The sequence below is a fragment of the Coleofasciculus sp. G2-EDA-02 genome (assembly GCF_040226375.1).
Taxonomy (GTDB): Bacteria; Cyanobacteriota; Cyanobacteriia; order Cyanobacteriales; family Coleofasciculaceae; genus Coleofasciculus.
This window is the reverse complement of the sequence record NZ_JAVKEW010000198.1, coordinates 1-12,219: the sequence shown is the minus strand read 5'-3', so window position 1 is coordinate 12,219 and position 12,219 is coordinate 1. Positions and strand designations below refer to the sequence as shown.

At 45.1% G+C, this 12,219-nt stretch carries 10 protein-coding genes and 1 pseudogene; 7 read left to right on the top strand and 4 right to left on the bottom strand.

From position 1 onward, the window contains the following. The first annotated feature begins 366 nt into the window (after window positions 1-366). Window positions 367-1,077, top strand: a complete 711-nt coding sequence (locus RLO19_RS23475) for a hypothetical protein (protein ID WP_446359822.1) — start codon at window positions 367-369, stop codon at window positions 1,075-1,077. Window positions 1,078-1,354: 277 nt separating this feature from the next. On the opposite strand, the gene RLO19_RS23470 is transcribed toward RLO19_RS23475, so the two are convergent. Further along, on the bottom strand, window positions 1,355-1,618 hold the full coding sequence (locus RLO19_RS23470; RefSeq protein ID WP_446359821.1) for a hypothetical protein: 264 nt from the start codon (window positions 1,616-1,618) through the stop codon (window positions 1,355-1,357). Window positions 1,619-1,644: 26 nt separating this feature from the next. After that, window positions 1,645-1,968, bottom strand: a complete 324-nt coding sequence (locus RLO19_RS23465) for a helix-turn-helix domain-containing protein (RefSeq protein WP_446359820.1) — start codon at window positions 1,966-1,968, stop codon at window positions 1,645-1,647. A gap of 590 nt (window positions 1,969-2,558) precedes the next feature. Here RLO19_RS23465 and RLO19_RS23460 point away from each other — a divergent pair. Beyond that, window positions 2,559-5,867: a DUF3987 domain-containing protein gene (locus tag RLO19_RS23460; RefSeq protein WP_446359819.1), complete on the top strand. Its 3,309-nt coding sequence runs from the start codon at window positions 2,559-2,561 to the stop codon at window positions 5,865-5,867. 285 nt (window positions 5,868-6,152) lie between these two features. Here the strand turns inward: RLO19_RS23460 and RLO19_RS23455 are convergent, their stop codons facing one another. After that, the gene (locus RLO19_RS23455; RefSeq protein WP_446359818.1) at window positions 6,153-6,800 is read right to left on the bottom strand and encodes a type I restriction endonuclease subunit R; all 648 of its coding nucleotides are present in this window, start codon (window positions 6,798-6,800) and stop codon (window positions 6,153-6,155) included. 114 nt (window positions 6,801-6,914) lie between these two features. Between RLO19_RS23455 and RLO19_RS23450 the strand changes: the two genes are divergently transcribed. The 5 genes from RLO19_RS23450 (at window position 6,915) to RLO19_RS23430 (ending at window position 11,969) form a co-directional block, all read left to right on the top strand. Further along, window positions 6,915-7,043, top strand: a complete 129-nt coding sequence (locus tag RLO19_RS23450) for a hypothetical protein (RefSeq protein WP_446359817.1) — start codon at window positions 6,915-6,917, stop codon at window positions 7,041-7,043. 141 nt (window positions 7,044-7,184) lie between these two features. Continuing rightward, window positions 7,185-9,485, top strand: a complete 2,301-nt coding sequence (locus tag RLO19_RS23445; RefSeq protein ID WP_446359816.1) for a type I restriction endonuclease subunit R — start codon at window positions 7,185-7,187, stop codon at window positions 9,483-9,485. Then, a complete protein-coding gene (locus RLO19_RS23440) occupies window positions 9,482-9,778 on the top strand; it encodes a nucleotidyltransferase family protein (RefSeq protein WP_446359815.1) in 297 nt (98 codons plus the stop codon). The genes RLO19_RS23445 and RLO19_RS23440 overlap by 4 nt, the downstream gene beginning before the upstream one ends. Beyond that, the gene (locus RLO19_RS23435; protein WP_446359814.1) at window positions 9,775-10,167 is read left to right on the top strand and encodes a HepT-like ribonuclease domain-containing protein; all 393 of its coding nucleotides are present in this window, start codon (window positions 9,775-9,777) and stop codon (window positions 10,165-10,167) included. Before RLO19_RS23440 ends, RLO19_RS23435 begins: the two co-directional genes overlap by 4 nt. Before the next feature lie 1,016 nt (window positions 10,168-11,183). Further along, window positions 11,184-11,969 carry an SGNH/GDSL hydrolase family protein gene (locus tag RLO19_RS23430; protein ID WP_446359813.1) on the top strand — a complete coding sequence of 262 codons (786 nt, stop codon included), beginning with the start codon at window positions 11,184-11,186 and terminating at the stop codon, window positions 11,967-11,969. Between the two features lie 125 nt (window positions 11,970-12,094). Here the strand turns inward: RLO19_RS23430 and RLO19_RS23425 are convergent. Beyond that, a pseudogene (locus tag RLO19_RS23425) lies at window positions 12,095-12,219 on the bottom strand (IS630 family transposase); the annotation flags it as partial.

Genomic DNA, 12,219 nt, shown 5'->3' with positions numbered 1-12,219 from the left:
TAATACTCATTAGCTTCCTTTAGGAGTTTAATCAGTCTTTCTTTCTGCTCTTGAGACAGATGATTTTTAGCTGGCATATCCTGGCGACCGCGCTCTTTACCTTGTCTTTATATTATACAATTAAGCTGCGTAGCAGCTTACCACTGTACAAACAAGCACCAAGTCTCAACCCGACATACTAGCAGCCGCTTTAGAGGGATTCTTTACACCCATTGCCGAACGCTTGCGAGAGCATTCAGACCGCACCGATGAAGAACTCCTGAAACAAGACAACGTAGCCATTTTACCAGAAGGAACTGAAGTATCAGTATTGGTCAATTCCTTTGTCTCAGTACGCCGATAAACAACCAATCTCACTACACAAAAATGAAAAAAATTTGTCTGGCTTTACTCTCCCCCGCCCTAGCAACTTTTACCGTTTTAGGTACTGTAACGATTGGGCAAGCTCAAACACCAGCACTAAGAATAGTAGAAATAGATGCAGCCACAAACACAACTAATAACCTCCAAGTCTGGTCCGGTCGAGCCAGTGTTATTGACTTTACCCAAACCAGCGAATTCATTACCTACATTCGATTATCAGACCCATCAAAAGCCGTTTTTAACACTGATGCAGAACTAAAAACGAACCAAGCTCGAATGATATTTGTCCAACCCATTCAACCACTGCAATTCCCCGGTGCTACAACAACCTCAATCACAAATTTATTCATAAAAACCCGCTCTCCCGAAGGAGTTGAGCGGCTCTATACATTCAACATTGTCCACAGTTCTGGGCAACCTACAAATAACGGCATTGCTATCTCTACAGTTACGCCAGTACACGAACAAAACCTACTCGTAGGCGACAATCAAACCGCCACACTGAACGACATCGAACGGGGTTTAGCCGTCGCAATTCTAAAAGGCTACACGACTCCAGATGACTCTGTGGTATTCAAAGTTCGAGAGTTTCTTGCTCTAACACGAAACGGCACAGCTATTACTAGAGCAGCTGAAAGAACTAACCTTTCAATGTCTGTTGTTATTTCGCTAGGACAGCTAGGAATTAATCGACAGTCTGATGAGATGAGATAGTCTTTGACTGTACCTATGTTTTTCAGAAGTTTGTTGTCCTCTGTCATTGAAATACCTGATAATTTCATCCCATCACTTTACTCTAAATTTTATCTTAATCCCTACTGTTACCGCGAAAAATGGTAGCTGATTGGGTAATAACTTATCTTTTTAAACCTACGAATCTAGGTATCAATTGATTGAATTGTAAGTCTTCAATCAAATAGTCTACCCATCCCTGATAATAAATATAAGGCAATTTAAAAACAGGTCTTAATTCTTCCCAATCCTCCACTTTTTAAAGATAGGGAGACAACCGCTCTAGGCAGGAACGACCGAACTTAAATTCCATGTCGATATCCCGAATCTTCGACAGTAAGTTCTCTGAAATAGAGGTTTTCTCAAAGATATCTAATTCTGAAATTCCCTTAACTGCCATGCTGTCTACTAATAAGACATATAGCCTTTTCCGGGATAAAATGTCTGGTAATAAATCGGGTTTACTGCGCTGCAAAAATAATTCGCGCTTCTCAATTTGTTCTGGGGTTAATGTTGAATTCAAATAGTCAAGAAATAGATTTTCCCCCGTTACGACGCTTTGGGGTACTGCTGCTGTTGCACTTTTTTTTTACGAGCGATCACCTCACGGGGATCTTCATCGCCTTCGGCATATTCCATCAACTCTGTCATCGACCAGCCTATTGCATAGGCAAACTTCATTAACTTTTGTAACCTTGGATCGGATTTCCCTTCCCACCAGTTAACTAGCGTGTTGAATGAAACACCAGTTTGCCTACCTAATTCCCGACAGCTACCAACGCGCTCATCTTTCACCAACACCTCGATTAACTCACCAATGCGTTTGTGAATTCGACTATCTAGCGTGACATTTTCTTCTACTTTTGCTGACATTTCATTTCTCAAGTAGCCAAAAGTTGACAGCAGACACAGTTAACCAGCATCCATTAATTTCAATACTTTAGACAGATTATCAGATTATATGGTATTTTAACCAATTATGCTTGCCTACTCTCTATAATACCCCACCTACACTTACAAAAAACTATGGCGACTGAAGTAGATGCCTTGATCCTAACTGTAACAATTCTTTACTTGATAAAACTTTTTATCGATTATAGAATAACTCAATGATGAATTTTCTAATGAGTAACTCTGATGCAAGCAAAAATGAGATGATCAAACAGTCTGCTTTTTTAGGGAATTTTGCCTCACTCAAACTTTTCGCAGAGTCCCAAGTGAGGCGATTATCCCAACTTGAAGCGAACAGCTAACCCGAAAAACAACCTTAGAATCCCCATTCTGAGTTTTTTTTCTAACTGTCGCTTCTTAACTGCTATGCCGGAGTTTTCGGCACTCATCAGTGCTTCCATGATATAGAATCGGCAGCTCTGAATCAAGAGGTTAGACTGATTAAGTCTAACCCCTTGGATGGTTTCGCCTGAAACTCCGGCTCCCAAAACCCTTTGGTGTAGGAGCTTTCAATGCCTAATAACTCATCCCCTAGCGACCTAAAGATTCGTCTTTATCAAGGCTTATCCTGTATTCCGTCTGACTGGCAACTCTGCCTGCTTAATGGCAGAAAAGTCCCCCAAGGCGTGGGCTGGCAGAAAAAATCGCTTACTCCCACCCAAATGAAAGAAGCCGTAATGAACGGCTCTTTAGTGGACAAAGCCGATGGCACTCAATACCACTGCTACCCCAAAGGCTACGGACTGATCGTTGGTACACCAGTCTCAATTAACGGTGACACCTATTACCTAATGGCACTAGACCAGGACGGAGCTTCTGCCAGAGAAAAAATTCTCGAACTCTCAGGTGGGGAAGAATTACCTAAAACAGTTGCCTTTACCTCCGGGCGTCCTGGGCGCTGTCAATACCTGTTCCTAGTGCCAGAACAATACGCCGGAGCGCTCCGCACTAAAAAATTCCCCACTGGCGTAACTGGAGATGATGGGAAGAGCGAGCAGCTTGAACTGCGCTGGACGGGGCTACAATCTTGCCTACCTCCGAGCATCCACCCCACTACTGGCTTCTATATCTGGGTTCCCGGTTGCGCTCCTGATGAAATCCATGTTGCGATCGCGCCACTGTGGATCTTAGAAGCCATGCTTAATGAACCCTCCGAATCCAAAAACTCCGGACAAGACGTTGCGACTGATTCCACCACTCCTTTAGCTTACCTCCAACCCACTCCTCGTACCTACCACCAAGAACGGCAATGGACTGATGTAGATTGGGCATTATCCTATCTTGCCACCTTATCCCCCAGCCGTGCCGATGACTACAATGAATGGTATACCGTAGGGATGATTCTCAAATCCATCGACGATTCTCTCCTCTATGAATGGGAAAATTGGAGCCGTCAATCGTCAAAATACAAGCCAGGAGAATGCGATAAGAAATGGAAATCCTTTAAAGGAAATGGAGTTGGCATTGGTACACTCGCGCACTGGGCAAAACAAGATGGATGGACTTCACCATTCAAGAGTCAGGGTATAGGTAATTCCGGCGCTCGCTCCAGTACTAATAGCCACGCTCCTAATAACAATAACTCGCTCTGTGACTCTAATGGCAATTATTCACCCTCAACCAATGAGAACAGTTCCACTAACACTAACCATTTCTTATACGAGCAAGTAACAACAATCGTTACTAGCAACATTAACCCACCCCAGCAGACAGCGGCTCTTATTGAATTAGCCACCTGGGATGGCTATCCCTTAAAGGGAGTCAAAGATTTAGCTGGTGAAATCGAGACTTATATTAGCCGTCAAGAAACCCAAACAGAAGATGCTCTAGAACTCCACGAACTCCTCAATTATCGCCAACAACTACTAGACATCGCTCAAATTCTGCCCGCTCCCTTAGCTTCAGCACTTTTAACTAAAGCCAATTCCGACCGCATTGACCCCGTCTATCTTTACCAGTATCTCCTAGCCGCTTGCGGCAGCGAAATGGGAGGACATATTGGGATTCTTGGCAAAGAAGGTGTAACTGTAGCCGATAGTTGGGTAGAGTATCCCATCTTTTGGACAATGGTTGTTGCCTTAGCATCGGCTGGCAAAAGTCAGACAATGCGCTCTGTATTTAGCCCTATTAAACGTCGCTATAAAAAAGTAAAAAATGAGTATAACAAACTCAAAGAACGACTAAAAAAACTGGAAGAATCCTGGCAAGAAAAGTCCTCTAAAGATAAAGAAAAACTAAAAAATAGCCCAGACAATCCCCAGCTATTCAAAACCACAATGCCCTCTCCTCCCCTCAAGCAATTAATCGAAGCTGGAAGTCCCGAAGGTGCATTGCGTCGGATGAGCGAACTAGCATTTAAGAGTGGTTGTACTTTGGTCTTTGATGAATTGGTGCGATTGCTGAAATTGGATCAATATAAAGATAAAGGAGGAGATACCCGACAAATTTTACTGCAAACCTGGAATGCTCCATCAGATATCGAGTTTGAACGATCTGACGACAAAGACTCTTTTGAACTCAAAGATTTGTGCTTGAATTTAACAGGTGCAACTCAATTATCTAAGGTAAAACAGTTGTTTAGTGACCCGGATGATGGAGACGGACTCATTAGTCGCTTCTTAATCGCTGTGCCAACAACACCCGATAACTTCGCTGTTTGGTCTGACTTAAAAGTCGCTATTGATGAGGAATTACAAGAATTATACGACCACCTACACTCGCTACACAGGCAACTGCGAGAAATAGCCGGCATAGAACCAACAGATGAGGATAAAGAATTACCCACTATTTTTTTGTCCTTTTCTAGGGAAGCACAACAACGGTGGCAAAACTGGTGGGAAGAAATAAGGCGAAATCAACAAGCCGTGGAATTTGATAATCCGGCGTTCTATGCCTATTTAGGCAAAATGCTCAGTCAAACCCTGAGATTAGCCCTGCTGCTGCACTGCATGGAATTAAAATATGAGCAGAAAAAAGACCCATTCCATGTTGGCATTGATACCTTAGAACGAGCAATCCGGGCGGCTAAATTCAGTATCGGACAGTTCCGCATTCTCCAAACCAACAACCACACCGGTGAATCAATCTCTGGTCGCCTCTCCCTAATTCACGCTTATGCACTACGAAAAGGGACGGAAGTATCAGCAGTGCAAGTCCAGAATAGCGTCTTCAAACGGTGTAAGCCCAAGCCTTCACTCGCAGAAATCCGTCAAGACTTTGCCACGCTGACAGAAAACGGATACGCAATTTTATCGGGGAAAGGGAAAGACCTCCGCATCAAAGCCATTCCGGTACAGAAAGTTCGCGTCGGAATTCCGACAAATTCCGACCCTAATTCCGACAATCCCAAAAGGACTAGAATGCTGACTTTGGAAGACACTCAGCCCCCCATCACTCCAAATTCCGACAATTCCGACGAGTTTTTGGCTACTCCGATTATTACCGCGCCCTTTACAGGTGAACTCGATTCAGAGGGCAATTCGCACAATGCTCACAATTGTCGGAATTGTCGGAATTCTGACGATTCTATAGCCTCAAACTTAGATGCAGAGCAGATTTTAGACGATGAAGACCTGTCGGAAAATTGTCGGAACGGTGTCGGAAATTCCGACACGTTTTTTGATGAGGATTCCGACGTTAAACTAGAGAACGAGTCAGATGATGACCCAGACCCTGACGATGACCCATCTGGAGGTGGTAACGTAGGGAAACCGGACACACCCCCACAGGGGGACGGAGGTAATGAATTGTTAAGCACTGAGGCAATAGCTGAGGCTCGACCTAACAATAGAGCTACTGAAACTGAACAATTACTTCAATAGTGCTTAAGATTGCGCCAAGAACTTCAAAACCAATCGACTCTCGTGCGGATGGACGAACGAAAGGCAGCGGGTGAAAACGCGATCACAATGGAAAATTTTCCATTGGAACTCTTCTTCAATATCAAAAGCTGACTCCTACCTTGATTTTGGGTGGAATGTTAGCACTCAGGCGCGTTGCGCTCACGAATCGAGGATGGTAGTTGGGGGAGCGATCGCTCTCTCGTAGTGGCGTGACCCAACTTAAATGGTGCAAATCCCTTGAATGCCAGTGTTGATTAGCTCTCTTCATCCTTCTGTAACCACTTGACCAATGTGCTTCAAAATTCTCAGAACATCGTAAAGACGATTGCGTAAAGGTGCAGGAGAAAAAGTATCTGAAACATCATACTGAGGCGTACCTTGCCTAGATAACTTCACAAAAATAATCCCATTCCCGTTTGTTACCATGCCAAACACGGCTTGCTCCGGGTTGGGATTTGCCATCATATACGCCAGCGTTTGTGGAAGTGCTGACATCACCGAGATAGTCGTCCGTTTCGACTCCAACAGCGCTACCCAAAACCGATTTTGCACTACTAAAACATCAATCCGACCCCGCAAAGTTTCAGCATCTTCATCATCTTCATCTAAAACAATCTCAACCGATGCCTCCCCCCGCATTTTAAAAGGAGGGTCGTAAAAACCCGCCTTTTCCAATAAAGGCGAACCCATCAACAGAGTTACCGTTCCTTCCGTGAGGTTCCCATCTGTTAGATGATAAAGGTATCGGCGTCTAATTAAATCCAGAGATTCTTTTTCCACATCGCTAATCTCCGGCAAATCCTCATACCATTCCGTAAAAAATTGCTCATCTTCAGTGCGCCGGAGATTAAAGCGATTTTCTACATCTGCAAACGTTTTAATAGCATCAGTAATTGCTCTTTGTTGTACCACTTTTTTACTCACCGCCTCCACCCCCCAAGTATACCTCCTAGATTAACGGCGAACCCTTCCCGTACTACAACTCATGTTTCTTAGCGGCTTCTGAAGTCAAAGAGTCATCCAACGATGAAAAATCAACCGTTTGACCTTGTGGTCAAATGGGCTTTTGCCGCCGATGGTCGAGGTGATAACATTACCCTCAATACTCCTGCCTTCTTCGGCGAAAACTATCGCCCTGCACCTCGTAACGGCTAATGAGTTCATACAGGTCACTCCACGCTTCGAGCCAGCGCATCTCTAGCTCGGTGTTACTCGCCATGGTAGTTAGGCCAAACTCTGCGAGAATGGATTGAGGAACCTGATACCCTCAGAGCCAGATTAAGACAACTGCCACCCTTGAACACAGAAGGATTGAGGGATTGTCAGATTGATGCGATCGCAAATTTAGAACAGTCCTTTGCCCAAGCGAAACCGAGAGCGTTGATTCAAATGGCGACGGGTAGCGGCAAGACTTACACCGCTGTCAGCTTTATCTATCGCCTGATTAAGTTCGCCGGTGCCAAGCGGGTGCTATTTCTGGTAGACCGCAGTAATCTGGGCAAGCAGACTTTACGCGAGTTCCAGCAGTATGTAACCCCCGATGATGGGCGCAAGTTTACCGAATTGTACAACGTGCAGCGTTTGACTTCCAACACCCTTGACAGAGTGAGCAAAGTATGTATTACCACGATTCAGCGCCTGTACTCCATGCTGAAAGGGGAAGCCGAATTTGAGGAGGAGACAGAGGAAGAGTCTTTGTTTGACAGCGAGGTGGAAGTTGAGGCACCCAAGGAAGTCAGCTACAATCCCCGCTTTCCCATTGAATACTTTGACTTCATTATCACAGACGAGTGCCACCGTTCGATTTACAACGTCTGGCGGCAGGTGTTGGAATATTACGACACCTTCCTGATTGGTCTGACGGCGACACCTTCATTACAGACCTTTGGCTTTTTCAATCAGAATCTGGTGATGGAGTACAATCACGATCGCGCCGTTGCCGATGGCGTGAATGTCGGGTATGAGGTCTATCGCATCCGCACCAGGATTACAGAACAGGGTAGCATAGTTGAGGCGGGTCATTATATTGATAGGCGATCGCGTCTCACTCGGGCAGTCCGTTGGCAGCAGTTAGATGAAAATCTGCAATACTCGGCAAGGCAGCTAGACCGGGATATCGTGTCTGAAAGCCAAATCCGCACCATCATTCGCACGTTCAAAGACAAGCTATCGACCGAGATTTTCCCTGGCAGGGAGGAAGTACCGAAGACGTTGATTTTTGCCAAGGATGACACCCACGCCGAGGATATTGTCGAGATTGTCCGGCAGGAGTTTGGCAAGGGGAACCAGTTCTGCAAAAAGATTACCTATCGCACCACCGGGGAGAAACCAGAGGATTTAATCGCCAGCTTCCGCAATTCCTATGACCCTCGAATAGCTGTTACCGTAGACATGATTTCCACCGGGACGGATATTAAACCGCTAGAATGCGTTCTATTCATGCGCGATGTTAAATCCAGGGTTTATTTTGAACAGATGAAGGGACGGGGAACGCGGACGATTAACCCCAATGATTTTCAAGCGGTAACTCCCGGTGCTATGGTTAAGACTCATTTCGTGATTGTGGATGCGGTGGGGGTATGCGAGAGTGATAAAAGCGACTCTCGACCGTTAGAGCGTAAACGTACCGTTCCCTTTGATAAACTATTGCAGTCGGTGGCGTTAGACAATCGGGATGAGGACACCCTAACTTCCCTAGCAGGTCGATTGGCACGGTTAGACCGGAAGCTTTCGGACAACGATCGCACCGAAATCCAGTCTACTGCGGGTCGAGAGTTCAAGCAAATTATCAATAGCTTACTCGGTGCCGTTGACCCAGACCAGCAAATCGAACGGGCGAAAGTGCAGTTTCAAACCGAAACGCCTACCCAACAGCAGGTGCAGCAAGCAGCGGTACAGTTAGCGGATGATGCCTGTACGCCGTTTGATAACCCTCAACTGCGGAAACTACTCGACGACCTCAAGACACAACGGGAGCAGATTATTGATACAGTGAGTCAAGACCAGGTGCTGTCAGCGGGGTTTGATACGTCGGCACGGGAGAAGGCGCAAACGCTGGTGGAGAGTTTCCAGCAGTTTATCGAACAGAACAAAGATGAAATTACAGCCTTGCAGATTATCTACAATCAGCCTTATGGTCAGCGTCAGGTGACTTACGAGCAAATCCGGCAGTTAGCGGATGCGATCGCTCGTCCTCCTCATAATCTCACAACCGAGCGGCTGTGGCAAGCCTACGAGCAGTTAGAAACCTCAAAAGTCAGGGGTGCTGGACCGCAGCAGCTTTTAACCAATGTCATTTCTCTGGTACGCTTTGCCATTGGGAAGACGGATGTTTTAGAACCGTTTCCAAAAATGGTGAATCGGAGGTTTCAGCAATGGTTGGAGGAACAGGAACAAGCGGGGAGGGAGTTTACCCCAGAACAGCGGGAATGGTTAGTGATGATCAAAGACCACATTGCTACCAGCTTGAGGATTGAGGTGGATGATTTTGAATACACGCCCTTTGATGGCAAGGGTGGACAGTTGAAAGCGGTGCAGTTGTTTGGTGGGGAGTTGAATAGCATATTAATAGAATTAAATGCAGTTTTGGCAGCATGAAAACGTTTAAAGAAATCCGAGAGTTTTTCAGTCGATATAAACCAATCCTTCTGGAGAAATACAAGTGGTTGAGCGAATTGGGGATTTTTGGCTCTTATGTGAGAGGAGAACAGAATGAGGAAAGTGATGTTGATGTGTTAATCGATTATACGGAAGCGCCTGACTTGATTGAACTAATTGATTTAGAAAACTATCTCAGCGACAATCTGGGCATGAAAGTTGATGTAGTGACGAAAAATGGATTGAAGCCCAGATTGAAAGAGCGAATTTTGTCAGAAGTTGTTTATGTATGACGAAACGAGAGTTAGACGATTTCCTTCAGGATATTTTGGAGGCAATTGGAGCGGTTGAACGATTCTTATCTGGGGTAAACTTTGAGGAGTTTGCCCAAAATGAGGAGAAGATTTTTGCTGTGGAGAAGGCGATGGAGATTATTGGAGAGGCGGTTAAGAATCTTCCCGATTCTCTGAGAAGTCAGTATCCTGAGATTCCCTGGAAGAATATTGCGGGGATGCGAGATAAGTTAGTGCATGAGTATTGGGGGACAGATGTCAATATTTTATGGAGAACGGTACAACAGAGAGTGCCTGAACTGCTTCATGATTTCATAGCCATGGCGCTCCTGTGTGGAGAGTGCGAGAAGGATATGAAACACTGCTGGAGTAAGGGGTTTATTGGTTAGGTTCTTTTTAGCCATGCCTCATACTATATCCGTAACGGATATACGTCAATACGAAAAGAGCCAAAGGTTCTGAAAAGACATGGTGAACCGCCTTCACAGTATTTGGATGAAGAAGACGATTGGGAGGAAGACGACGGATAGGAGGATTATTCTTTAGCTATTTCTTCCATGAACAGTGAACCTAGCTTTTAAACCTGGCTTGATTCCCTATTTGGCTAGACTTCCTTATAGAAATGTAATCTTATAACATTGTTCTCTGGAACCTTGGGAGGTCTTATTTATCACCTAATCAATTACAGAAAGATTCAGGAACTTCTCTGGGAAGAGGCAAAGAAAAGCAGTAAAACCCAGGAAGATAGTTCGATTAAAATCAAGCCTTCCTCAAGAATCTGCCTGAACCCGATGTTTTAGCCCAGGACATTGCTGAAGACCTAGAAGCAGCTTTGGCACTGTTCAAGAGTATCTCAGAGGACTTGGATGCGGAAACAGAAGCAATTAGCTAACGAAGAGTGTGGTAATTCTTCCGTATTTCTACGGAGAATTATCCCTTCGTATTTTATAATAATTTACGGTTCGCCCATTTTACTCCCTTCCCGCTCTAAGAATACCTATGTTAAGTGAGAAAGCAGGAAGAACAAAAAGAACAAAGGGCGCGAGATAACCAGCGGTCAAATGGTGTTAAACTCCAGGACGCATGATGCAGTTGAGTTAAAAGCAGACCAATACTAATTTTTTGGCGGACAATTCCCCTATTGAGTACGGTTTTACCTCCCTGCCCAGTGAAAGGATTCGTTACAGTGGATTAAGTGTCTTGGGTAGTTCCTTTACGCATCTTGCAAAGGCGAGATCTAAAAACAAATACTAGCCCTTTTCCTCGACTAGGGAGGAGGAATTTAAATTGGAAGATTTTGGGATTTTTCAAACAACGATTTATTGCAGCAGTCCTGGCATTTATAGCTTTTATGGTTGCACTGATACTATCAACTCAAAGCTCTGATTCCATCAATGAGCTCTATGTGTTTGGAGACAGTCTTTCGGATATGGGAACGGTGTTTCAGATGACAGGGGGGATGCATCCGCCCAATCCGACTTACTATAAGGGACGTTACTCGAATGGTCGGGTTTGGGTTGAATATCTTGCTCTTCGCCTGAAGTTGCCGTCTAAACGAGTTACTAATTTAGCCTATGGGGGTGCAACAACTGGAAGCGCTAGCAGCAGTCTTGTCCCCGGATTGGTGACACAGGTGCAGTCGTTTACCCAGGCGCATCAACGGACAAATCCAGATGCACTGTATGTACTCTGGGCAGGAGCAAATGATTATTTGCAGGGAGCAAGCAGCGCGACTATTCCGGTTGAGAATGTGACAGGAGCGATCGCTTCTGTTGCTAGTGTGGGTGCTAAAAATATCCTGGTGGCAAATTTACCCGATTTGGGACAGTTACCCGCTACGCGAACCAGCGCTAATTCTGCAAGTCTCAGTGCATTAACACAAGCGCACAATCAAGGCTTGAGGCGATCGCTCAAGGTATTAAGCCAGCAGCATCCTGACCTGAAGATTGCGACTCTAGATGCCAATACCCTTTATCGAGAAGCGATCGCTAATCCCGCAGCGTTTGGCTTTACCAATGTTACCAGTGCTTGTGTATCTGGGTCTGGTGCCTGTAGCAATCCAGCTCAGTTTTTGTTCTGGGACAGCATTCATCCCACGACAGCAGCGCACCGAATTTTGGGTGAAGCTGCCTTTGAAGCCGTTCAACAGAAGGGTATGGTGGATTCAATGCCGAAAGCTATGCTGCCGTAAACCACGAAGAGAGCTTGTTGAGCGATCGCTCAACAAACGGTATGAGAGCCATCAAATTCTTGGTATAGCACCTCCTGTCGTGGTAAATTGTAGTTTGAGGAAACTCTTATTAAGCTGCTACGCAGCTAAACCGGATAAACAGCATTGCCTTTGTTTTTGATTTTTCTATTCCATTTAATTATAAGCTCTCCTTCATTTAATAATTTATGTAGCAATTTTTCTAGTTCTTCTACTGATTCAAATAGTCGAT